Consider the following 22611-nt stretch of genomic DNA (forward strand, 5'->3'; position numbering starts at 1 on the left):
AATGTTTCTTCCTGCTCAAAGCAGCATAAAAAAGGCACTAGTCTGCTTCATGCTATTAATTCTCGCTGGGTGTAGTACTGCCGTCAAAAGTGCCAACACGGTAAGCAGCACATCAAATAAATGTCCCGATCGACCTGAAGGTTCATTAAGTAGCGATCGCGTCAAATCTATATATTTTGGCTCTCAAACTGTAAAAGAAACAGGTGTGGTTAGTCCTGGTAAAGACCAGGGATATGCTTTTGAAGCGAATGCGGGTCAAAGGATTAGCTATCGGACTAATCAAAACATTTGTACCTGGGTTTTCACACCCAACAATGAAATCGTCAATAGTACAAATTTACCCTTAGATGGTAAATACACGATGCAGGTTGCGGCACTGACAGGCTCTACAACTTTTGAAATCGAAATGGGACTAGGAGAACTAGAACGAGTATCTAAAAATTATACCTTTCAATCTACATCAGCTAATTCATCTGCCCCCCAAAGATATCAATTTTCCTCATCTGACTTTCCTAAAACATCCTGTGGCGATCCTCTTCCTAGCGATTCACGTGATTATCCAGTCACCTTTTATCCAGTATTCATCCCATACAACGAGACTAATTTAGACAAAGCGCGATCGCTTTTTTGTCAAGATGCTCTGAAAGTTCGACGGAAAGATACCCAAGAAATAGCAATTCAAGTTGCATCGTTTACTAACGAAGAAAAATCTAAAGATTTTGCCAATTTTGTTAATTCTGAAATTAGTGATGCTGAAGTTGGTCAGCCTACAGTTAGAACTCTCAATCTTAATGAATAGGTTTTTATATGATGAAAAAGCTATTTATATTTTCAATACTATTAATAATTAGTGGATGCCAAGCATTACAAAAAGTTTCACCACCACCTCAAACTGCTCAAGCATCTACAGGATGCCCTGAAAAACCTAAAACTGCTTTAACTAAACCGGAAGAAATTCAATTAAATAGTCAATCGCTCATTAAATCTGGTCAAGCTAGTGCTGACAAATCTGTTGGATATACATTCACCGCTCAAGCTGGTCAAAAGCTAAGCTATCGCACTAATGATGATATTTGTATCTGGATTTATGCTCCTGATACACAACTTTTAAGTAGTGGAGAGTTGCCACAAACTGGAAAATATGCTCTTCAAGTATCTGCGCCTAAAGGATCTACAACTTTTAACTTAGAAATGAGTTTAGGGACTCTAGAGGCTTCTCAATCTGCTGTAGCTTCTTCAAAGGAAGAGGCTTCTACTTCAAAAACTTCTAGTTCAGAAACTCCAAGTCCTACTATAGAAGATTCTACAACTTCTGCTGATAATTCTACAAGCACTTCTAGTTCAGAAACTCCAAGTCCTACTATAGAAGATTCTACAACTTATACTGATAATTCTACAAACACTTCTACCTCAGAAACTCCTGCTTCTAATTTTTCAACAACAGAAGCAGCTGATTTGAGCCAAGACGAAGCAATTGAATTGGTTCAAAACTGGTATAAAGCCAAACCCTATATTTTTGGTCCTAGTTTTGACCGAAGTTTAGTTGAGAAATACGCAACTGGAAAATTGTACCAGGATAAATTAAAGCCTGGTGGTTCAATTGATTGGCTTAGCAGCCATGATTCTTACTACACTTATAAATTTTCTACAATTAATAAAGTCATTTCATTTTTTTATTCAGGAAGCCGACCAGCAATTATTGTAAATGTTTCTGAAGAATTATACCTTCACGGACCAAAAGCAATTGATCGGAAGAATTCAGGTTTATACACTTCAGACTTTATTTACCTGTTCGAGAAAGACAACGGAGTTTGGAAAATTTATGACTATAAGAAAATAACTCGTTAAATTTGGTAGGAAATTTGATAATTAAGAATAACAAAAATTCTGAATTGTGAACTAGTGAATGGGGAAAGTAGTGAGTCAGTAAAGTGTTGGATGAAGTCAAATCTATAGATGGGATTTGGTTGTTCTATGACAAAATATGCATTAATTCTAAAAACTCAAGATTCTCAAAATGAATACAGATATGTCTTAGACTTAAATCCGATCCAAGAAAATAATCCAGAACAAGTTTTTAACTTAGAAATTCGCGAAAGCCTCCGCAATAACTTACAAAAACAGAGTCTGTGCAAAATCAATGATACTTATCTCAATCGAGCAATCGCCAATTGGATTCAAGATATTAAAGAAGGATATCGAGATAGTTTAATTACTCTGGACTTACCATCATTACTTGCTACAAATCTTTCCAACTTACAAGAAACAGGAAATCAAAAAATACCAGCTTTAATTGAACCAAGCATTTCAGATATAGAACCATGTGGGGGAATGCTACCACTACTGCTTTTTTCATAATAATTAACTAGGAGATAATACAGAATGCTAAATGTAGCGATCGCCTCTCACCGAGAATTCTTACCAGCCGACGCACCAGAGCAAAAGTTATTTTTGATGCTGAAGCTACGACCGACAAAAGAAGTTTCTACCACACGTCCCTCCACCGCCTTTACTTTTGTCATCGATACCAGTGGTTCGATGTATGAAATTGTCACTGGCGTTCCACAACCTACTGGTAGAACCTATCAGGTTGATGGCAATTATTACCATGAAGTGACAGGAGGAGAGTCAAAAATAGATATTGTCATCGAATCTTTACGCCAGCTGATTCATTCAGGAAAATTAGACCGTAGCGATCGCATTTCCATTGTGCAATTTGACGATCGAGCCTCAACCATTATTGGACTAACACCTGCAACCGAAGTCAGTAAATTGGAAAATGCGATCGCCAAACTCCGTAATTTTTCAGGCGGTACGCGCATGGGTTTGGGTATGCATCACGCCTTAAACGCGATCGCAGATCGAGATATGACTTGTCGCCGGACTTTACTTTTTACCGATGGACAGACATTTGATGAAGAACAATGTCGAGATCTAGCTAAACAATTTGCTACCAATAACATCCCCATCACAGCTTTGGGAGTTGGCGAGTATAACGAAGAATTGCTGATCTCGCTAAGCGATACTACTGGCGGTCGCCTCCTACATATAGTTCCAGAAAACGCAACTGGAACTCAAGTTTCAATTGCCGATTTACCAAAAGCGATCGCTGAAGAATTCACTCAAGCACAGCAGGAAGTCATAACTAACCTAGCGATGACGGTCAAGACAGTTAAAGGAGTAAAACTCAGCCGCATTGTCCGCGCTTATCCTTCCCAAGCTGAATTTCCTTTAATTCAGGAACCCTACCCCATTGGTAATGCTGCGGCTAATGATGAAACAGTTTTTATTCTAGAGTTCGCCGTAGAAAGCCGAGCAGCTTCTCGCGTCCGCATTGCACAACTTGGCTTAACCTACGATGTCCCAGGACAAAACAGGCGCGGCGAACTTCCCCCGCAAAATTTAGTCTTGCAATTTGTTGCAGGATCGGATTTTGCCGCTCAAGTCGATCGCGAAGTGATGGACTACGTACAACAATGCAATATTGCTCAACTAGTAAGCGAAGCGACAAAAGTTGCAGAGCAAAATCCTCTACGTGCGGAAGAACTGTTAGAAACAGCACGCCGCATGACTCAAAGAATTGGCAATCAAGCGATGACGGAATCTCTGACAGAAGCTCAAAATGAGTTACGTAAAACCCGCCGCATTTCTTCAGGTACTTCTAAAACAATCAAAATGGGTTCCAAAGGTAAGACCGTCAGAATTGGTGGCGATATAAATGACGTGATTTTAGAAGATCAAATTCGTCAACTCTCAGGGACGTAAATTTCGCGATTTTTTCAATATTCTTCACTCAAAAATCAGGAGATAAATTAATGGCTGCTACTTGTCCTTCTTGTCTGCATGAAAATCCAGTTGGTACAGAATTTTGTGAAGTCTGTGGTTCTGAAATTGGTTGTACATCTATAGAAGCTCCTTTACCTCCTATTCCAGTTCAGATAACGGCTTCAAGTGATGCTACAGTCGCTACAGAGATTCAACCCCCAATACCACAACCCGCACCGCCAGTTCCTCATCCGTCACCCACAATAACTAATTCTTCCAGTGCTACTAATGGAGTAGATAACGCTAAACTCATTTCTAAACAAGCAGGTGCATCTATTTCAGAATTTATTTTAGATGGAAATAATGTAGTTGTGGGACGGTTCGATCCAGATACAGGTCCGGTGGATTTGGATTTAGAAGGATTCAGTGGAGATGAAACAATTTCACGCAATCATGCAGAAATTTATTACGAAGGAAATCAATGGAAAATCAAAGATCTTGGTTCGACCAATGGTGTTTTTATTAAACGTTATGGACAAAGACAATTCGGAGCTAGAATCACTATCCCAGAGATGATGATTTCTAGAGACGAAATTGCATTTGGAAAAATTCGTTTTCTATTTCAAGCTTGATGAAAATAGTAGTGCTTATTCTAGCTTCTAATAATTTTATCCTATGACAACATTGTTAACTGAATCTGCATCTTTATCTGTTCAAGAAAATATTTGCTGCTACATAGCAAATTTTAGAATAGAAATTTTATCTCATCTGGGTCAATTTGCAGATATTCATTATTTCCAAGCCACGATCTATAGTTACGAGACTGAAACAGATGAAGTCAATTCCGAAAAGTTGGGATTACTGCGTGTAGGTTCTACAGATGGTGGACTCAATCGCGAACTACAGCTACGGCAAGCACTTGGAAATTACAAGATGGTGGCTGAATTGCTGGCTGCTGTAACAGAAGATTCAGTTTATGTATCTGCCAAAAAAATAGAAGAGGAAGCGAGCGTTTCGCGAAGCGATCCCTACGAAAATCGCGTAGACGAATTCAGCGATGACAATTTAGTACCAATAATAGAAACAGAATCAGAGTATTTAGAGGAAGAGTTCTATGAAGAAATAGAAATTGGTTCTGAGGTTACAGGACGTAAACTCATACTACTAAGTTATTTACCAAATCCTGAAGAAACATTAGAAGCTTGTTTAACTCAGGATAATTGTTTAGAGCAGATATTATTCCTTTCAAGCCAAATCTGCCAATTCTTCCGCTATACTTCTCAGCAGTCTTGGTGTTTCATTCAAATATTTCCTCAATTCATTCAAACAGGATCGCTAGTTAAATTTTTCGATTTAACAGGTGCTTATTCTGTTGGCGATCGCCTCTCGTCTGGTTTCATAGGAAACTACTGCGCTCCTGAAATTGCCTACGACAGTAATTGTACTATTGATGAGCTAAAGAGTACCTATACAGTAGGTTCATTATTATATCAAGCAATTCATCGCCAGCTTCCATCTCAAGGTCACAGTCCCTCTTTGGACATCAAACCAATTCCTCTCTTACATCAAATTATCAAAACCTGCCTTTCCCCGCTACCTGAAGAAAGATTTCCTTTATCACAATTATTAAATCTACTAGTAAAAAGCCGTCAGTCTATACTTACTCCTCGCCTCCACTGGGAAGCATACGCTCAGTCAACAGTGGGATTGAGCCGCTTACAAAACGAAGATAGTTATGGAATTAGACAGCATTATTTCAGTAATTTAGAGCCACTCATATTAGGAATTGTAGCCGATGGTATGGGAGGTATGACTCAAGGAGATTTAGCAAGCAATCTAGCCGTACAAACGGTACTTGATGCTCCTATACCTGCCGATCTAATGAATCAGAGTCAACGTGCTGAATGGCTAATCTCTTTAGTAGAAAAAGCAAATGAATGCGTAACCGAGCGCGTGCGAGAGGGAGGGACGACTTTAAGTATAGTTTTAGCAACTGGACAAGATTTAGCGATCGCTCATGTGGGAGATAGCCGGATTTACTTATTAAGAAAAAATCGGCTTTGTCAGTTGAGTGAAGATCACTCAATGGTATCTATGCTAATTGCTAGCGGTCAGCTCGCTTATGAAGAAAGTCATACTCATCCAGACCGCAATGTTTTAACTAAGTCTCTTGGCTCAAAACCAAGGTTAAGTGAAGGCTATATTCAAACTTTAAGCCGTTTCGGTACAGTATCAATGCCGCTTGAAGATGGCGATATTCTGATTCTCTGTTCTGATGGAGTTTGGGATTTAGTTCCACCAAACGAGTTAGCTGAAATTTTTACCTGCGATCGCACCATTAACTCTGCTGTGGAATTAACTATCGAGCAAGTGTTGGCGCGGGGAGCGCATGACAACGCAACCATTTTAGCATTAAAGCTTTGCATAAATCATTCATACTAAAATGTCTATTTCCTGCCCAACCTGCTTGACCAGTAATGCTGATACAGCAGCTAATTGTATTAGTTGTGGTACACCTTTGACAGAGGCATCTTATTATTTGCCTGCTGGTACTTTACTTCAGCAAGGAAAATATAGGATAGAAGAAAAAATCGGTGAGGGCGGTTTCGCCATTACTTATAAAGGATTTGACATAACTCATTCTAGATGTATTGCTATTAAAGAAAACTGGCCCGAAAAAGCTAGCAGACAGGGAAAAAGTGTAATTTGGTCCTCTAGTATCACGCCTCAAGAACGGCAAAAACAGCTTCAAGAATTGAGGTATGAAGCAGAGCGAATCAAAAAATGCAATCATTCCAGTATTGTAGAAGTCTATGAATCTTTTGAAGAAAACAATACTGCATACATGATTATGGCTTTTGTTGAAGGTAAAACTTTAGCAAAAATTCTTAAAGAACAAGGGTTTCTTCAGGAAGAACGTGTTAAGCGTTACTTTATTCAGATTGCTGAAGCTTTGCAGATCGTTCATGCTAACCAAATTTTGCATAGAGATATTAAACCAGATAATATTCTGATTAACGATCGCGATTTACCGATTCTGATTGATTTTGGAGCCGCCAGAGAGTTTATTACCGATAAAACCCAGCATCATACTCAAATTGTTAGTGAAGGATATGCTCCATTAGAACAATATAGTTCTCGTGCTAGACGTAGTGCTAGTACTGACTTGTATGCCTTATGTGCTTCAATGTACGAGCTATTAACAGGAAAATTACCTGCCTCGGCAACAGAAAGAATTGCCGCAGAAACGCTGATTTCTCCTCGACAGCTAGCACCTCAAATCAGCTCAACGATGGAGCAAGTCATCTTAACTGGTATGAAAGTGCGAGTTGAGGAACGCTTTCAAACGGCAGATGAATTAATTTATGCTCTAAAGGGTAAGTTTGTTTCTCCAAGCCTAAAGCGATCGCGTCAGCTAGTTCAGCAAAATAAATTAATCGAAGCTATTCAAGCTTATGAAAAATGTTTAGCTAGCGAGCCAAATAACGGTGAAGCAGCCGTTGAGCTTGCATTAGTTCAAATTCATGTCAATGACAGTCAAGCAGAAATTGCTGCCCGAAAAGCTATTCAACTAAAACCAAATGATGGCAGGGGCTATGGAGTTATAGGGCTTGTTAATTGTCGTAAATCAAATTGGTTAGAAGCAGTAAATCAGTTACAGCAAGCAGCCAATCTATCACCCAATGAAGCTTGGATGCAAGCCAATCTAGCATGGGCATTTGGCAAATTGGGTAAGTGGCAACAAGCTGAGACTGCTGTATCCAAAGCACTTCAACTCGATAAGAATTCTGCTTTTGCTTTAGGACTACAAGCATGGATTGCTGTAAATCAACAGCAATGGAAACCAGCCATTCGTGCTGCCAGACTTGCCATCACCAAGTCCAAACAAACTCATACTCATCAATGTCAGGAACTACAAAATTGGGTATATCCTTGCCTAACGATTGCACTAGATCGGGCAGTCACTTCTAAGCAGGCTCATGATGTAGACAGGTGTATTCAAGAGTTTGTAACTCAAGTACCTGACAGTTCGTTTGTTTGGGGTTTCAAAGGTTGGAAGCAAGCATCACTTGGTTTGTGGGCTAATGCCGTACCAAATTTTCAACAAGCAAAATGTCAGGCACAAACACCTAGCTGGGTACTGTTGAATTTAGGAATTGCTTACGAACATCTGCAAAATATTCAAAAAGCGATCGAAGTCTATGAAACTTGCTGCCAGAAATTGCCAAACGATCCCTTGGCTTTGTTTCGTCTAGGTACACTTTTGGGACAACAGGAGCAATGGTCGCAAGCACGCTCATTCTTAGAGAGAGCAATTCAGCTAAAACCAGATTATACAGAGGCACATCATAATCTAGGCTGGGTTTTGCTCAACATTAAGGATCGAGATGGTAATGTCAAAAACTTTCGTGAAATGCGATCGGCTTATCGTAAAGCAGTCGAACTTTATTCACAGCAGCAAAAATACGATTTAGCACAGGCTGTTAAACAAGCCTTTCACGCGGTTGGAGTTGAGATTTAGCTAGAATGTAACTCAGTTTGTAGCCTTGTCCCTACTAGTTCATTGCAGCAAGGGCGTTTGAGCGCGATCGCATCCCCAAAAGAAGAATACAACTATGGCGACTGGTCAGTTACTACCATACCAAGTTTAACTGGCAGTACGACTTTACTACCCATAACTAGGTTCAATTCTTTAGCTCTGCCACCTAGCAGTTCTAGTACTGTATCTACAGCTACTGGAGGGCTATATGTAGGGCAGTAGGTTAAGCCTTGGCAAGGAGGCGCATTGTGGACGATACTTTCAATCCTGCCTTGCTTGATAAATATGATGTCAAGCGGAAAGTTGACGTGCTTCATCCAGATTTTCGGTATATATGGATGAAGCAGGGGAAATAGCATACCAGCATTTCTGGGTAGCGATCGCCTATACATCAACCCTGTTGCTCGATCGCGATCGCTTTGTGCTATCTCTAGTTGAAGTGTCGAGCTGCCTGATGGAAGGGTAACAATAGCTTGTGCCTGCTGTTCCAGTGGGGGCGGCATATGGTAAGCAGCAAGTTCCATCTTCACCCAAAACCAGGCTCCCGCAAAAGCAACGGGAATAACAAAGTCACGGGGGCGAGATCGCAGTGCTGGTCTAGATATAGAGGTCTTCGTCCGTCTTGAGGACATTGCTGTTGGTAGCAGCAACCACTTCACGAACATAGCTGAGGAGACGATCGGGCGTAGAATCGGCTTCATGGGCGTGAAATTGAATGTAGGGGCTTTGGGAGAGCAGGTATTGAGCATCTTGCTCGTTGGCAGAGTAAGCAGATTGCAACACCTGAGAATCGAGAGCTTGTGCCAGCCAGCGATCGCTTGCTATTTGAGATGCAAGCTCGTCATATGTTAGCTGCGGTCTTCCCAGTACGCGCTTGGCGTGTTCTAGGTAGCGCTGTCTTAGTTCTGCTTTTTTACTAATACAATTGGTTGCGTATTCTTGGAGGCGATCGCGCTGTTGAAGTGGCTGCTTGAGGTTGTTGTAGCGTCTGGGATTAGTATTGCTAGCAACCTCGTCGCCGTCGTAGATGCCGTCGCCATCGCTGTCAGGTGCATAGGGGTGAAGACCGTATTTCAGTTCTTCGCGCACTGTCAGCCCGTCGCCATCAAGGTCGAGTTCGAGTTCTCGTTCCTTTTGGCGGCGCACTTTTTGGGCATGAGATGGAGGTAGGAAGCGGTCATTATGAGGAGCCATGATTTTCGAGCCATTGAGTAAAATAGGGATTGGTCAACAAGAGGCGATCGCTCGTACTGTTGCTCGGTAGTTAGCGTTTCCCTGAGCGACTAGGTGGTAGCATTGTCTTTGTCCCGTATAGCCGCAGGATGTAGCACAGTGAGCGTTCGTTACGGCATAGGACTGCATCTGGCAGAAAATTTAGCCCTAATGTTGCACCCAAAGAGAAAATCACGACCGTATAGGTAATCGTCCAAGCCCAGGTATTGAGCAATCGTCCCCAACGCTGGACATTTTTCCAGTATTTCTCCTTCTTTTCCTCTGACAGGGCAAGCTGTTTCTGCTCCAGTTGCAGTCGTCGCGTGTCTTCTTTCAACTCTAGAATGAGTCGCTGTCGGATGATTCCATCAATGATTCGGGCAAGCTCGTTGGAGGTGGGGATGATGGTAACTGTATCGTCTGCCAGTGTGCTTCTACCTCTGACATCAGGGATTGCGGCTCCCCCATCTGCGTCTGCATCTGCTTCCAAACGCTTTCAAACTGAGTTCTCAACTCGCCGCTTTGAATCATTTGCTGGAGGCGGAGGATAGTGGCATGAGGTATGACCTGCTTCATCATCTCGGCTTGCTGAAGTCCAATCTCAAATCCTTGGGCTATTGCCTCTTGGCGTAGCGTTTCTAGCATGGCAGTAAGTTTTGGCTCCACTATTGGCTCTCGATCGCCAGTTTGGCTGTCGTCAGTATCGACAGCAACTCCTTCCTTTTGGAAGTAGGTAGCAATGTCGTCATAAGAGGTGGCAGCCCCTTCCTCAAACAGCTTACGGGCAGTAGCAAACCGCTCTCGTTCGCGATCGCTGTAAACTCGTTTTTTGAGGGATAGCCCGCAGGCGCGTAGCGTCTGGGTTACGTCATCTGAAGCGAGATTAAACTCCGTTTGCAAATCTTCCTTAGAATACGACATACGTTTTCTCAATGTTGGGGAAAGGTTAAAGGGGAAAGGTTAAAGGTTAGATCGCTAGAGCGAATTATTTAGAGCTTGAATTTGATTCGACAACATGCGACTCAACTCTACAGCAGAGTTATACAATTGGTCGTACTTAGATTTATCTAAATAACCAACTTCTAGTGCTACTCTCAGCAGACTTCTAACTTCTCCAGCAGAGCCTTTAGCAATATTCAAAAACTGTACGTACTCTTTACGAGAATAACGTTCAAAGCCTTCAGCAATGTTTGTAGGAATTGACACTGATGCTCGTCTCAACTGATCTCGTAAGCCAAAATCCTTGCTTAGATCGCCCTCTTTTGTGAGCAGATATACTTGCTTAACTAGCTCAATTCCTTTTTGCCATACTCGCAAATCTTCAAAAGTTTCTATTTTCTTCTTTTCCATTCCTTTAACCCTTCCCCTTTAACCTTTCCCCTAACTTAACGCTATTCGGCTCAGTGCCAAGAGGAGACGATATCAGTCTCGGTTTCGCAGTCATCATCTTCTTCCACATAGTTTTCTGCTGCAGGGCGAGATGAATTTCTGACAGGTTTTGTGTTTAAGGCGTAAGCTGGCGGCTCGGTATTTGAAAGTTCAAACGTATCTCTCAAATATTGCACGTGCAGTTGCAACTGATAAATGCTGCTTCGCGCTAGACGTTGCAGTTCTTCTACTGAAATCTCGCCTTGGTGATGATAGGCGAAGGGTAGCCAAAAGGCTGCCAGGGCATTTAATACCCGTTCTCTACGAGTTAACTGAGCGCTGTCTTCGTTGATATAACTCAGCAACACTCCATACTTTGAGTCTCGTTTGGGTTGGCAGCGGAATGAGAAATTTACCTGCTCGGTGCTGCCCTCACCCTGTTTAGCTGACTCTGGCTTCGTCATGATGCGCTTCCTCGGCAGTTTCAACGGTATCTCGCAATCGCGGTAGCGGTCGGTTGTGGAGTTGGAAGAAGAGTCCATATGCATCTAGTAAACGGGACTGGAGGTGTTGTGCCCTCACTAAGTCGCCAAATGTCTTGACCACTCGCTCGTCTAGGGAGCTGCACCAGTTGGTTGCCCCAGCACCCAGACTCTTGAAAAACTGCGTCAGTTCTGGCTGCAAGTAACGGGCAGTGCCACCATTGACGATAATTTCGTCGGGGCGATCGGGCAACCGCTGTTTCAGCCAGTTGGTGAGGATGGCAATATACTCTTGCTTGGCATCCGCGATCGCCGCAGCAATTTCTTGCATCTCCTGCTCTCGTAACTCCACCATGTTGGTGCGTACTAGTCCCGCTACTGCCTTTTTACTGGGTTTGGAACCGGAGCAGATAACTTCCACTAATCGCTCAGCCTTCTGACCGGAAGTAAATTGCTGCACTTTTTCTACCATCCTGGAGAAACCGTAGTTTTCCGTGCAGCCCCAGGAAAGCGCTCCTTTTTCGATGAATAGAATAGAAGCGTTGCGGTAGCCAATCATCAGGACGGCAATGTTCAACTCCCGCGCATTTCGCAAGCGATCGCCTCCCTTGTGCGGTACTCTGCCCCGTGCAAACAACCCCGCTCCCTCTGGCAGGCAGGTAAATGATTCCAGCGTGACAAAATACTCCTTACCGCGAAAGCAGAATCCAGACAATGCTTGTTTGATGTAGGATTCAAACCTGTCTCTGTCGGTATACTCACCCCAAGGCAGGAGGATTCCCAGTGACAGCGAGAATGAATTACCCATCTGCTTGCTCTGGACTATACTCCCTACAATTGCCAGTAGTTGGGGAATTGCAGAGTCAATTTTGAGCGATTCCAGGCAGTGGACGGCGTTGAAATGAGTCTTGGCTAAATGTCCTACTGCATAATAATCGTTTCCCAGTTTCACCCAAGCTGAGTTTTCGGGCATTGAATTTCCCAGCTTGTACTTTTCGTAATTCTCGATACTCTTGGACGGCACTCTTAAAACTTGCGGTGCAATCAGCATTAACTCTGGCTTTAAAGCCTGTGATTGCGAGTTGAGGGAAAAGATTGCTCTGACCAAGGATGCGCCGAAATCAGCGGCTACAGTAACGTCAGACATGACAGTCCTCGATCGCGATTGTCGATCTCAATATTGATAATGAAAACTTTTTTGTCCGACTTGTTGTTTGTGAAATGTCAAAAAAGCTGGATAAGCAACTATTAGCACAAAAAAGCATATGCAAGCAATCGTTCATTTATTTTGGGCAAAAATTCGATTGAATCAAGCCATAGCCTGCTTATTTATTAGCTCTTTTTATTCTAAAAAACAAGACAAGCAAAAACTCTAACACTCCTTGCAAAAGACAAGTAAGTATCCGATATTAATTAGTAATTGCTCGATATGAATAAGCAAATACTTGTCTACTTCACCTCCAGCTTATGCGAAGCTCCTATGACACGCTGGTGCTGCAATTACAGGAGCAAGCCATGTCAGAGGACTACATGAGTTAGGATAAAAGTACAAATTTTCTTGCCAGCTTTTTTAACTAAGAAATAGTAGAGACGATCGTCTTAGTTAAAAGCTTTTGTAATACGATAGCAATAATTTGTATTATAGATTTTGAGGCGAGTGGTGGTAGAAGATACATTACGAAACCAAATAGTTCGCGTTCGACTTACTCCTAAAGAGAAAGCACAAATAGCTACTGCTGCTAAAAAAGCTGGGGATTTAAGTTTGAGCGCATTTATGCGAAATGTAGCGCTTTCTATTCCAGTAATAGAAAAGCAACGCCAGGTTGTACCCCAAGTCAACCGCCAACTTTATTACCAGCTTGGAGAAATCTACAGACTATTAGAAGCCCAGCCTAACCGCGATTTGGCGCTTGTTGGGAGTGAAGTCATAGAGCCATTGAAGCAGCTGCTCGTGCAGGTGAGGCAGGACTTACTCGGCTTTGGAGACGAATTGTGATTGCCAAGCAGGTGTTGGGGAGCAACTTTGCAGGTGTCCTGTCCTATGTTAGTGGCAAGGAAGGGGCGCAACGCATTGGTGGTAATATGGCAGGGCAAAGCCGATCGCAACTGGCAGCAGAGTTTCGGATCTCGCGAGACTTAAACTTTCGAGTCAAGAAATGCGTCTACCACGCCACCTTATCAGTAGCGCCAGATGAGGAGTTGAGCGATCGCCATTGGAATGAAATTGCTGATGCCTACACCAAGGGAATGGGCTTTCATGGCTCTCAGTATGTAGTGTACCGTCACACCGACACTCACCATCACCACATTCACATTATTGCCAGTCGGATTAGGATTACTGACGGCTCTACAGTGAGCGATGCTTGGAATTACCGCCGCAGTGAAGTGCTAGTGCGTCAACTGGAACAGCAGTTTGAGTTAAAACCAGTCGTGCCTAGCTGGAGTAAAAAGGAGCGATCGCCTCATACTGGAGAAGTCCGCAGGTATCGGCGTACTGGTGAGGTGAGCCGACGAGTCAAGTTACAGCAGCTAATTTCTAAAGCATTGCAGGGAAAACCTTGCTTACAGGAATTTATAGCTCGCCTTGAAGCGCAGGAAGTTGAGGTGCAGTTGCGACGGGACGAACGGGGTAAAATTCTAGGGATTTCCTACAAACTTGGCAGCGTGCCGTTTCAAGGAAGGCAGATCGGACGCGGCTATGCTTGGACGCAGATTCAAAATCACCTTTCTGCTCCTGCAAGGGAAACACAACAGCGATCGCCAGATGCAGAAACGCCAGCAATGGCAAGCGATCTCGTTGCCCAAGAGCGCAAATGGCAACTGCGAGAACGGCACTCGGTACTACGAGAGCGGGTGTGCCAGAAAGAGGCATTTAGAGATAGCAATCATAATGATATCGACATTGCTATAGCTATCCTGGCGCTCAAGCAGGGAGAGGCGATTGATGAGGTAGAAGCAATGATGACACAAAGCGATCGCGTGCGGCTATTGAAGGAGACGCTGCCCAAGCAAAAATATCTTGTGTCTGAAGAGCGATTACGTGAGCTACATCTCTCAAACAGCTATTGCAACTGCCCAAGAACTAGAAGAAGTGGCGGAACAACAAGAACAACTGGTGATGTAGATTTGTGATTCGCAAGGCAGGCGATCGCACACCTTGGAGCACTAACGGCAGAGTTGAGCGGCAACGGAGAGAACCAAAACGTAGACAGAAAACTTCTACTTGCCGCTCCAACGCTGTGTTCGACCGCGTGCGCTTCATCCTCACAACGTATTTTGATAAACAAGCCTTGCAACATCTCGACAAAGTTCAATTCCTTGATAGTTTTCGGATAGACCCGTAGTCATGACTACGATGATTACTGTTTCCTCGCGCCCCAACAACACACCAATGTCATGTTCGGTTCCCAGCGTTTCGCCTGTTTTATTTGCCAATCGTGCCCCCTTCGGGATACCAAGATGCAGCTTATTTTTACATTGCTGCCCTTCCAGGATTTTTAGCGGCTCGTCGCCATATTTACTTAGCAGATGCTTATCCTGTATAAAAGCCTCCAGCATCCGAAGCATATCACTGGGAGTTGTCAGATTATCTTGACTTGTGCTGATAGAATCATACATCTTGTATTGCAAGATAGTGTGCGTAAGTCCAATGCGCTGAATTGAATCGTTGATGTTATCAATACCAAGTTTGTCAATCAAGAGATTAGTTGCTGTGTTATCACTAACGACAGTCATTAATACTGCTAAATCGTATAAACACAATTTCAACCCAGGCTTGAGTTGTCGCAGAATCCCAAAACCGATGACCATATCCTCACTTTGCAACTCGATCTCTTCTGCCAAATCGAGCGAACCCGTTGCACATTGGTGAAAGAATTCCCATAGGATAGGAAGCTCGATCAGACTTGCCGCAGGAAATACAAGATTGGGGTTGAACTGAAAGCATGACCCTGAATCGAGCGTTTTAATGATGATCCCTGTAGTGCCTTGAAAATTAGCAACGAGAGGCTGAAAATCAATCTGATTCATATGATGGAGCTTCATCTTGGACATCCCGCCTTAATTATTTTATTTTCGATCCCCTTCCCCTCGCAATCGCTTCAATCTGACTTGACTCCATAAATAGCTTTCAAATTAATGCCTTCATCCATAGTTCTTAGCGGTCGAACGTTCCGCTTCACCCGCCGCAAACAGCATCTCGTTCTCAACCAACCACTTCTATACGGTCGGTGTGCAAGCGGATTGTTATGCCATGACCGTAATGCTTTGATAGTTTATCTTAGATAATCTTCTCTAGGCGGAGTGAAAACATCAACCACCTCTCCAGCCTCCAAAACCTCAATGCTATGAAGGACATTCGCAGGAATGGAATAGCTGTCGCCTGTGGTTAAGATATCTTCTCGATCTCCAACATTTAGACGATATTTACCTGAAATGACATAACCGCTCTGCTCATTCGGATGTGAATGAAAAGAAACAAAATTACCAGGTTCATAATGCATCTTTGTGACCATTGTCTCCACCCCAACTGCCAGAACCTCAAAGTTCACACCCTGAAAAACACTATGCTTTGCCTCCTGTGCTTTAACAATCATTCAATTTCCCCTTTTGGTATACACTATGGTCATTGTCCGAGTTCAATTCTAAAGTCATCAAGTACTCGTCGTAAAATTGCCCATCTCTTGAAAAGGTTTCTTGTTCAGTCCCGTAGACATGGAAGCCAAACGACTGATAAAGACCGATGGTTGTGCCTCAGCAAAGTGTGGGATAAACAGCAATATTTCGCCAAGTCCAAGGTTCTGAGGTTAGGTCTGCACGTTGAGCCGCCGTGGTTCCGCGCACGAGAATGCACCCAAATCCAGTTGAAGTAGCCGACGATCAAACGCAAAGTGACTTTCGTCTGCTCCCAAATCTTGCCAAAGAGCGTTTTGTCTTCGATGCCAACGTCCTGTCTGTTGCCGAAGGGAACCATTAGTGCGCTCCAGTTTTTGCGTCAAGGCTTTACTAATGTAGTGCTCTACTTCATAATCGCCTAGCACTCGCTCATAACCTTTCCAACTGTCTGTATGCCATTCGGTACAGTTAGTCAAGCCGAAGGGTACTAGCCACTAACTCAATTGCTAAGGAGTCGCTATGCTTGCCTACACGACCAGATAAAATCAAGCCATTTAGCTGGGCTAAACGAGAGCGCTATCCAGCAGTCTCCGACTTCAAGTTCTTCGGGTAGGCAGTGCTTCTGTTTTTTTGGACAAACGACCACATTTCATCGGCAGCAACGGCATCCGTATCAACAGAAGAGACCTCGGCATTATGAAATGCGTTGAGCTTTTTGACTTGCGGCTCGAACCAGACTGGCTCCTGTGTTGTAGGATAGACCGCTCACCCGACTAATACCACGCAGACTGGTTCCTTCACAATGTGACTGTAAGACAATCCGCACTTTCTCCTCACTGATTTGCCGCCGATAGTAAATCGTGTCAAAGGTATAGCGTGAATGTTTGCTTGCAGTTTGGACAGCGGTATCTTTGACTGCCTTTGCTCGTTAAACCCTTGTTTATGGATCTTATCGTGACTACACAGGGGACAAGGCATGGCTTCGTGGAATAAAAGCAGTTTTCTTCCTAAAACATAATATCAGTCCCACGCTTTCCTGACGCACAACCTTCTGTTTTGGCTTTTTTGAGACTACCATCTTTACTAAATTCTTTACTAAAATCTTGACCGATCGTGATGTTTTTTCGACGGTTGTGTCCGATTTAAGTCGCTGGTGTCGAGAGCGCGTCACGAGCCTATATGCGCCCCTAACTCTGACGAGTACTGGACTAGAGGCTAAAATACTTTTCTAGCAAGGGGCAGAAAAAAAAGCTGGTGACGGGATTTGAACCTGCGACCGGCTGATTACAAATCAGCTGCTCTACCACTGAGCTACACCAGCACAATAAATCACGATAGCAAATTTTGTCAGTCTTTAGCAAGAGTAGTCATGCTTCTTTTGAGCAAATAGCGCGATCGCTGCTAACAAAATTTTGTGCCTGCCACAGAAAATATTCTCCTGTAGAGACGTTAGTAATGTCTCTACAGGAGAAACCGACAGGATTATGTCAGGAGATTCAAGCTAACTAGCCGTGCTATGTGCCAAAAAATCTGCTACTTTCTAAAGAATCAGTACTTTTTTGACACAGCAATAAACCGGAACAAGGCAAGCTGTGTCAATTTTCGTTTAGTACAGTTCTTTACTTACTACAGGCAGCATGGCAGAGTTGAAGGGAAGAGATTTACTAAGTCTTGCCGATTTAACTTCAGAGGAAGTTACAGCATTGCTACAACTGGCAGCGCAGTTAAAATCAGGGCAGCTAAAGCCTCAGTGCAATAAAGTTTTAGGATTGCTATTTTACAAAGCTTCCACTCGCACTCGCGTCAGCTTTACTGTAGCAATGTATCAATTAGGCGGACAGGTAATCGATCTTAACACCACAACAACTCAAGTTAGCCGCGGCGAACCTGTAGAAGATACAGCACGAGTTTTAGATCGATATTTAGATATTCTGTCGATTCGGACTTTTGAGCAGCAACAATTAGAAACTTTTGCCCACTATGCCAAAATTCCTGTGATTAACGCTCTCACCGATCGCGAACATCCTTGTCAAATTTTGGCAGATTTGCTGACGGTAGAAGAATGTTTTGGTAAGTTGAAGGGACTAACTTTGACTTATGTAGGTGATGGTAACAATGTCGCTCATTCTTTGCTGTTGGGCTGTGCTTTGGTAGGTATGAATGTCAGAATTGCCACTCCTGCCGATTTTAAACCTTTAACAGAAATTGTCGAGCAAGCCAAAGCGATCGCCTTACCAGACACTGAAATTACCGTAACAGAAGATCCAGAAGCAGCAGCTAAAGGATCGCACGTCCTTTATACCGATGTTTGGGCGAGTATGGGACAAGAATCAGAAGCTAATTCCCGCATTCCAATCTTTCAACCCTACCAAGTCAACGAACAATTGTTAAGTCTTGCCGATTCAGAGGCGATCGTTTTACACTGTCTCCCAGCCCATCGCGGCGAAGAAATAACCGCCGATGTCATAGAAGGTTCTCACTCTAAAGTCTGGGATCAAGCTGAAAATCGAATGCACGCTCAAAAAGCTTTACTAGCTAGTTTGTTGGGAATTTAGTGAGTGGTGCGTGACAAATCACCAATTACCAATCACCAATTACCAATTACTAACTACCAACTACCAACTACCAACTACCAAACAAAAACTTTTTTTTGCCATTAGGGGCAATTTTGTAGTACGACTGTTCTAAGAGGTCTATATCGCGATTGAAACACACTAAACTATGGAACCCCTAACGGTAGCTCAACAAGAACTATATGACTGGTTAGCAGAATACGTGCGGCAATACCAGCATTCACCTTCAATTCGCCAGATGATGCAAGCGATGAATTTGAAATCGCCTGCACCCGTGCAAAGTCGATTGGAACATTTACGCGCCAAAGGATACATTGAATGGACGGAAGGTAAAGCACGGACGATCCGCATTTTACAATCCCAATCTCCCCAACAAAGTATCCCAGTTCTGGGTGCGATCGCAGCTGGCGGTTTGGTCGAACCGTTTACCGATGCTGTCGAACACCTAGATTTTGAAAAGCTATTTTTACCACCTGCAACTTTTGCGTTGCGGGTGATTGGTGACAGCATGATTGAAGATTTAATTACGGAAGGCGATCTCGCAATCATGCGTCCAGTTGCCAATCCAGAACAGGTAAAAAATGGCACGATCGTTGCAGCTAGAGTAGACGGACACGGTACGACTTTAAAACGCTTTTATCTTCGTGGCGATCGCGTGACGCTCAAACCTGCTAATCCTAAATACAAGCCGATAGAGATCGCCGCCAAGCAAGTCCAACTGCAAGGCGTTCTCTTAGGCGTGTGGCGCGGCTATAACTAAGGAACAGGGAGTAGGCGTACGAGCAGGGGAGCAGGGGAGCAGGGGAGCAGAGGGAGAAATTACTAGCCACTAGCCACTAGCCCACTAGCCACTCTCCCTACTCCCTATTCTGCTCCAAATATCGCTTGAGGCTACTAGCTACAGCTAAGAAAGGCACTAGGAATAGTGCAACTATGACTTTTAAGGAGTAACTACACTTGAGAGCTTCTCGAATTTGAGCTTTTGTAGCGGTTATGTCGCCTCTACTAAGCACTCTGAAAGCATTTCTTAAAGCATATAAAGCGCATTCTTCCATCGCTCGTTTTGCTATGCGCTCGGCTGTGGATTTTGGTAAATACGAGCGGGTAGTTTCAATACTCTGACGCATATTGACAATGTTTTTTCCCGTTCTCACAAAGGCAGAAGTCTGGGACCTAGAGTGAACGCGAAAACAAGCTAGTACTTGTGGCTCGAACCAAATAGGGTAGTGTGCAGCAATTCTCCGCCACATTTCGTGGTCGCAAGCACCATACAATTCTGGACGAAAGCCACCCAAGTGTTCGTAAACACTGCGCTTAACCACCATCGCTGGTGGATCGACAAGCGAGTATACTGCAATGCGTTTTAGAAAGTTAGGAATTATACCAGATGTACTTCTTTCTAATGAAGATAAATAATTTTGCTGCCGATTGTTCTCGTCAATATGTCCGTGCCGACAATACGCTGCACCTATACTTGGTTCTTGGGTCAATGCTGCTTCTAAAGACTGATAAAATCCTGGTAAAACAATATCATCATCGTGCAGAATATGAATTAAATGACCGTGAGCGCGACGAATGCAAGTGTTGAGATTTTCAACCATGCTGACGGTCTGAGGCTGTCTGTAAACAGAAATTCTGTGCTGTTTAGCTAATCGCTGAATCAGAAATTCAATCTCAGGGTTAGTAGAACAATTATCAATCAGTTCAATTTGAATTCGCTCTGCTGCATATTCTCGCATCTGCTCTATAACACTGGCGATCGCTTGCTCCAGATATATTGTGCGGTTGTATATGGGAATCATCACAGACCACATTGGTCTATCTACATCTGGAGGAAGTGGATCGATGGCATTTGAGCTTTTCTTGACTTCGGTTAAACTGCAATCTGTGTTGTTGCTGAGCATCTTTATTTTTAAACTGACTCCGCTTCGGATGAAGCCCACCACTAGAAAAAATAGACTTTACGAAAGTTTATTTGGAAAGCTAAATTTAAGCTTTAACTCTCTTCAAATCAAACATAATTTTATGCGGTCGCTTGTATTTTTTTTATTTTTGATAACCTGTATTAAAATTGAACCTGACTAATTGCATACAAAATCTGTAGCAGCAATCGCTACCAGTATGCAACTAGAACTCGTATAGAATTTATCGATCTCAGCTTTGAAGTCACATGAAATTTTTACGGTTGATCTTGAAATTTGATATGGCAAATTATACTAGAATCCGAGAAAAAAAAACAGCATGGCTAACTCTGATTTTAAGCATAGGCTTTGAGCAGCTACGAACTAACTAATTGAGGATCAAATGATAATGGCTACCAATATCGATCCTGGTAGATTCAATTTGAGTTATTTGTGACAAACTTTTTTGTAGATAGAAAACTATACTACCATAAAGGTATAAATTATGACATTAAAGCTAGTCATGCTTCTGTTCTTCAAGCGCATTGCTTCAGATGGGATTTAAAGTCAATGTATCTTACACAGAGTTCAGTCAAATACCAGCTTGATGCCCGATCGCAGTTAAAATTAGTTGTTGCCAAGGAAGAACGGGGGAAGTACCAACCCCAGACGACACCAAAATCCTTACCGATACCGGGATGTCCGAGAATACCCCGATCGCTACAGTTGCGATCGTATCAGCGCCAAGCCATAACTAATTGGTTTGCCAATCGCGGTAGGGGAACGTTGAAAATGGCAACGGGTAGCGGTAAAACAATTACAGCTTTAGCGATCGCCTGCGAACTCTATCAAACAATTGGCTTGCAAGCTTTAATCGTTGTCTGTCCCTATCGTCATCTCGTCACCCAATGGGCGACAGAAGCCAAAAAATTTGGGATGCAGCCGATTTTAGGCTTTGAAAGTCTTCGACAGTGGCAAAGTCAGCTATCTACAGGACTATATAATGTCCGTGCTGGCAGTCAGCCTTTTGTTACTGTCATCGCGACCAACTCAACTCTAATTGGCGAAGGCTTTCAATCTCAATTGAAATATTTCCCAGAAAAAACTCTAATAATTGGCGATGAGGCGCATAACCTCGGTGCGCCTCGTTTAGAGCAAAGTCTACCCCGCCAAATCGGACTGCGCCTGGGTTTATCTGCTACACCAGAAAGATACTTCGACGAGCAAGGCACGGAATTTATTTTCGACTACTTTGGCACAGTCCTACAACCAGAACTCACTTTAGCTGATGCCATTCAACAAGGGGCATTAGTCCGCTATCTTTACTATCCGATTTTGGTAGATCTGACTGCTACCGAAGCGCAAGCCTATGCAAAACTGACAACGAGAATTGGCTGGGCGATCGCATCCCAAGAAAATGGTACAGAAAGCGATATTACGCCATTATTGATGCAGAGAGCTAGATTAGTTGGCGCAGCAGCCAATAAGATTGATGCTTTACGACAGTTAATGCAAAACCGTCGCGATACATCCCACACCCTATTTTATTGTGGCGATGGAACGACTGAAACTGAAGATGAGCGTAGCTCGGCAAGCGATCGCCAGATTGCAGCTGTCGTCAGAATGTTAGGAGTGGAACTCGGCTATCGCGTCAACACTTACACCGCTGACACCCCTTTAGCAGAACGGACAAAATTGCGCCGTCAATTTGAAACAGGAGAACTGCAAGGTTTAGTAGCAATTCGTTGTTTAGATGAAGGTGTTGATATCCCTGCCATCCAAACCGCCGTGATTCTGGCTAGTAGCAGTAATCCGCGCCAATTCGTACAACGACGCGGCAGAATTTTACGCCCTCATCCAGGTAAGGAACGCGCTACATTATTCGACGCGATCGTTTTGCCCCCAGAATTAGATCGCGATACATGGGAAGTCGAACGCAATCTTCTGCGCAAAGAACTCCGCCGATTTATCGAATTTGCCGATTTAGCTGACAATGCTGGAGAAGCCAGAATGAAATTGCTCGATTTGCAGAAAAAATATGGCTTGCTGGATGTTTGATGGGAATCGGGAGTTGGGAGTCGGAGGACAAGGGAGACAAGGAAGACAAGGGAGACAAGGAAGCAATTTTAGTCACCAGCCACTAGCCACTAGCCACT

22 protein-coding genes, 1 tRNA gene and 1 pseudogene are annotated in these 22611 nt (G+C 43.4%); 12 read left to right on the plus strand and 12 right to left on the minus strand.

Annotated features, from left to right (window positions below; translation table 11 throughout):
• The first annotated feature begins 1 nt into the window (after position 1).
• From CHRO_RS29850 to CHRO_RS19250, 7 genes are all read left to right on the plus strand, one after another.
• Positions 2-799, plus strand: coding sequence for a hypothetical protein (locus CHRO_RS29850; protein WP_015155888.1), 798 nt, complete (start codon positions 2-4; stop codon positions 797-799).
• An 8-nt stretch (positions 800-807) separates the two neighbouring features.
• Complete coding sequence (locus CHRO_RS19225) at positions 808-1848, plus strand: IMS domain-containing protein (RefSeq protein ID WP_015155889.1); 1041 nt, start codon at positions 808-810, stop codon at positions 1846-1848.
• Positions 1849-1974: 126 nt separating this feature from the next.
• Positions 1975-2358 (plus strand): hypothetical protein, encoded by a 384-nt coding sequence (locus CHRO_RS19230; RefSeq protein ID WP_015155890.1) that lies wholly within the window; start codon positions 1975-1977, stop codon positions 2356-2358.
• A 24-nt stretch (positions 2359-2382) separates the two neighbouring features.
• Entirely contained in the window at positions 2383-3765 is a 1383-nt protein-coding gene (locus CHRO_RS19235) for a vWA domain-containing protein (RefSeq protein WP_015155891.1), read from the plus strand.
• A gap of 50 nt (positions 3766-3815) precedes the next feature.
• Positions 3816-4397, plus strand: a complete 582-nt coding sequence (locus CHRO_RS19240) for a double zinc ribbon and FHA domain-containing protein (protein WP_015155892.1) — start codon at positions 3816-3818, stop codon at positions 4395-4397.
• Positions 4398-4440: 43 nt separating this feature from the next.
• Positions 4441-6207, plus strand: coding sequence for a protein phosphatase 2C domain-containing protein (locus tag CHRO_RS19245; protein WP_015155893.1), 1767 nt, complete (start codon positions 4441-4443; stop codon positions 6205-6207).
• 1 nt (position 6208) lies between these two features.
• Positions 6209-8287 (plus strand): serine/threonine-protein kinase, encoded by a 2079-nt coding sequence (locus tag CHRO_RS19250; RefSeq protein ID WP_015155894.1) that lies wholly within the window; start codon positions 6209-6211, stop codon positions 8285-8287.
• 92 nt (positions 8288-8379) lie between these two features.
• On the opposite strand, the gene CHRO_RS31300 is transcribed toward CHRO_RS19250, so the two are convergent.
• From CHRO_RS31300 to CHRO_RS19280, 7 genes are all read right to left on the minus strand, one after another.
• Positions 8380-9006 (minus strand): DUF192 domain-containing protein, encoded by a 627-nt coding sequence (locus CHRO_RS31300; RefSeq protein WP_181824202.1) that lies wholly within the window; start codon positions 9004-9006, stop codon positions 8380-8382.
• Positions 8903-9499 carry a thrombospondin type 3 repeat-containing protein gene (locus tag CHRO_RS32590; protein WP_015155896.1) on the minus strand — a complete coding sequence of 199 codons (597 nt, stop codon included), beginning with the start codon at positions 9497-9499 and terminating at the stop codon, positions 8903-8905. The genes CHRO_RS31300 and CHRO_RS32590 overlap by 104 nt, the downstream gene beginning before the upstream one ends.
• A 70-nt stretch (positions 9500-9569) precedes the next feature.
• Complete coding sequence (locus tag CHRO_RS32595; protein ID WP_181824203.1) at positions 9570-9854, minus strand: hypothetical protein; 285 nt, start codon at positions 9852-9854, stop codon at positions 9570-9572.
• A gap of 2 nt (positions 9855-9856) precedes the next feature.
• Positions 9857-10438 carry a hypothetical protein gene (locus CHRO_RS19265; protein WP_015155897.1) on the minus strand — a complete coding sequence of 194 codons (582 nt, stop codon included), beginning with the start codon at positions 10436-10438 and terminating at the stop codon, positions 9857-9859.
• Between the two features lie 54 nt (positions 10439-10492).
• The gene (locus CHRO_RS19270) at positions 10493-10867 is read right to left on the minus strand and encodes a four helix bundle protein (protein ID WP_015155898.1); all 375 of its coding nucleotides are present in this window, start codon (positions 10865-10867) and stop codon (positions 10493-10495) included.
• 50 nt (positions 10868-10917) lie between these two features.
• On the minus strand, positions 10918-11349 hold the full coding sequence (locus CHRO_RS29855; protein WP_015155899.1) for a hypothetical protein: 432 nt from the start codon (positions 11347-11349) through the stop codon (positions 10918-10920).
• Positions 11327-12514: a ParM/StbA family protein gene (locus CHRO_RS19280; protein ID WP_015155900.1), complete on the minus strand. Its 1188-nt coding sequence runs from the start codon at positions 12512-12514 to the stop codon at positions 11327-11329. Before CHRO_RS19280 ends, CHRO_RS29855 begins: the two co-directional genes overlap by 23 nt.
• 513 nt (positions 12515-13027) lie before the next feature.
• Between CHRO_RS19280 and CHRO_RS19285 the strand changes: the two genes are divergently transcribed.
• Both CHRO_RS19285 and CHRO_RS29860 read left to right on the plus strand, forming a co-directional pair.
• Positions 13028-13363 (plus strand): plasmid mobilization protein, encoded by a 336-nt coding sequence (locus CHRO_RS19285; RefSeq protein WP_015155901.1) that lies wholly within the window; start codon positions 13028-13030, stop codon positions 13361-13363.
• Positions 13360-14499, plus strand: a complete 1140-nt coding sequence (locus CHRO_RS29860; protein ID WP_015155902.1) for a relaxase/mobilization nuclease domain-containing protein — start codon at positions 13360-13362, stop codon at positions 14497-14499. The genes CHRO_RS19285 and CHRO_RS29860 overlap by 4 nt, the downstream gene beginning before the upstream one ends.
• A gap of 132 nt (positions 14500-14631) precedes the next feature.
• On the opposite strand, the gene CHRO_RS19295 is transcribed toward CHRO_RS29860, so the two are convergent.
• From CHRO_RS19295 to CHRO_RS19310, 4 genes and pseudogenes are all read right to left on the minus strand, one after another.
• On the minus strand, positions 14632-15396 hold the full coding sequence (locus CHRO_RS19295) for a serine hydrolase (protein WP_071925490.1): 765 nt from the start codon (positions 15394-15396) through the stop codon (positions 14632-14634).
• A 245-nt stretch (positions 15397-15641) separates the two neighbouring features.
• Positions 15642-15962, minus strand: a complete 321-nt coding sequence (locus CHRO_RS19300) for a cupin domain-containing protein (protein WP_015155904.1) — start codon at positions 15960-15962, stop codon at positions 15642-15644.
• A gap of 157 nt (positions 15963-16119) precedes the next feature.
• Positions 16120-16959 (minus strand): annotated as a pseudogene (locus CHRO_RS31310) (IS1 family transposase).
• 271 nt (positions 16960-17230) lie between these two features.
• Positions 17231-17302, minus strand: a tRNA-Thr gene (locus CHRO_RS19310).
• 316 nt (positions 17303-17618) lie between these two features.
• Here CHRO_RS19310 and argF point away from each other — a divergent pair.
• Together argF and lexA are read left to right on the plus strand one after the other, a co-directional pair.
• Positions 17619-18536: an ornithine carbamoyltransferase gene (argF, locus tag CHRO_RS19315; RefSeq protein ID WP_015155905.1), complete on the plus strand. Its 918-nt coding sequence runs from the start codon at positions 17619-17621 to the stop codon at positions 18534-18536.
• Positions 18537-18702: 166 nt separating this feature from the next.
• Positions 18703-19314, plus strand: a complete 612-nt coding sequence (gene lexA, locus CHRO_RS19320; RefSeq protein WP_015155906.1) for a transcriptional repressor LexA — start codon at positions 18703-18705, stop codon at positions 19312-19314.
• 97 nt (positions 19315-19411) lie between these two features.
• Here lexA and CHRO_RS19325 read toward each other — a convergent pair whose 3' ends face one another.
• Entirely contained in the window at positions 19412-20458 is a 1047-nt protein-coding gene (locus CHRO_RS19325; RefSeq protein WP_015155907.1) for a glycosyltransferase family 2 protein, read from the minus strand.
• Positions 20459-21025: 567 nt separating this feature from the next.
• On the opposite strand from CHRO_RS19325, the gene CHRO_RS19330 reads away from it, so the two are divergent.
• Positions 21026-22513, plus strand: a complete 1488-nt coding sequence (locus CHRO_RS19330; protein WP_015155908.1) for a DNA phosphorothioation system restriction enzyme — start codon at positions 21026-21028, stop codon at positions 22511-22513.
• Positions 22514-22611: the final 98 nt, after the last annotated feature.

The sequence above is a fragment of the Chroococcidiopsis thermalis PCC 7203 genome, assembly GCF_000317125.1.
Classification (GTDB): domain Bacteria; phylum Cyanobacteriota; class Cyanobacteriia; order Cyanobacteriales; family Chroococcidiopsidaceae; genus Chroococcidiopsis; species Chroococcidiopsis thermalis.

Excerpts from the sequence above, each read along its gene's own strand:
- CHRO_RS19270 (WP_015155898.1), bottom strand. The coding sequence starts at position 10,867 with ATGGAAAAGAAGAAAATAGAAACTTTTGAAGATTTGCGAGTATGGCAA.
- CHRO_RS19245 (WP_015155893.1), top strand. The coding sequence starts at position 4,441 with ATGACAACATTGTTAACTGAATCTGCATCTTTATCTGTTCAAGAAAAT.
- CHRO_RS19225 (WP_015155889.1), top strand. The coding sequence starts at position 808 with ATGATGAAAAAGCTATTTATATTTTCAATACTATTAATAATTAGTGGA.
- CHRO_RS19330 (WP_015155908.1), top strand. The coding sequence starts at position 21,026 with ATGTATCTTACACAGAGTTCAGTCAAATACCAGCTTGATGCCCGATCG.
- argF (WP_015155905.1), top strand. The coding sequence starts at position 17,619 with ATGGCAGAGTTGAAGGGAAGAGATTTACTAAGTCTTGCCGATTTAACT.
- CHRO_RS19235 (WP_015155891.1), top strand. The coding sequence starts at position 2,383 with ATGCTAAATGTAGCGATCGCCTCTCACCGAGAATTCTTACCAGCCGAC.
- CHRO_RS19265 (WP_015155897.1), bottom strand. The coding sequence starts at position 10,438 with ATGTCGTATTCTAAGGAAGATTTGCAAACGGAGTTTAATCTCGCTTCA.
- CHRO_RS31300 (WP_181824202.1), bottom strand. The coding sequence starts at position 9,006 with ATGAAGCCGATTCTACGCCCGATCGTCTCCTCAGCTATGTTCGTGAAG.
- CHRO_RS19295 (WP_071925490.1), bottom strand. The coding sequence starts at position 15,396 with ATGAATCAGATTGATTTTCAGCCTCTCGTTGCTAATTTTCAAGGCACT.
- CHRO_RS32590 (WP_015155896.1), bottom strand. The coding sequence starts at position 9,499 with ATGGCTCCTCATAATGACCGCTTCCTACCTCCATCTCATGCCCAAAAA.
- CHRO_RS19280 (WP_015155900.1), bottom strand. The coding sequence starts at position 12,514 with ATGTCTGACGTTACTGTAGCCGCTGATTTCGGCGCATCCTTGGTCAGA.
- CHRO_RS19250 (WP_015155894.1), top strand. The coding sequence starts at position 6,209 with ATGTCTATTTCCTGCCCAACCTGCTTGACCAGTAATGCTGATACAGCA.
- CHRO_RS19300 (WP_015155904.1), bottom strand. The coding sequence starts at position 15,962 with ATGATTGTTAAAGCACAGGAGGCAAAGCATAGTGTTTTTCAGGGTGTG.
- CHRO_RS19230 (WP_015155890.1), top strand. The coding sequence starts at position 1,975 with ATGACAAAATATGCATTAATTCTAAAAACTCAAGATTCTCAAAATGAA.
- lexA (WP_015155906.1), top strand. The coding sequence starts at position 18,703 with ATGGAACCCCTAACGGTAGCTCAACAAGAACTATATGACTGGTTAGCA.
- CHRO_RS29850 (WP_015155888.1), top strand. The coding sequence starts at position 2 with ATGTTTCTTCCTGCTCAAAGCAGCATAAAAAAGGCACTAGTCTGCTTC.
- CHRO_RS19240 (WP_015155892.1), top strand. The coding sequence starts at position 3,816 with ATGGCTGCTACTTGTCCTTCTTGTCTGCATGAAAATCCAGTTGGTACA.
- CHRO_RS19325 (WP_015155907.1), bottom strand. The coding sequence starts at position 20,458 with ATGCTCAGCAACAACACAGATTGCAGTTTAACCGAAGTCAAGAAAAGC.
- CHRO_RS29855 (WP_015155899.1), bottom strand. The coding sequence starts at position 11,349 with ATGACGAAGCCAGAGTCAGCTAAACAGGGTGAGGGCAGCACCGAGCAG.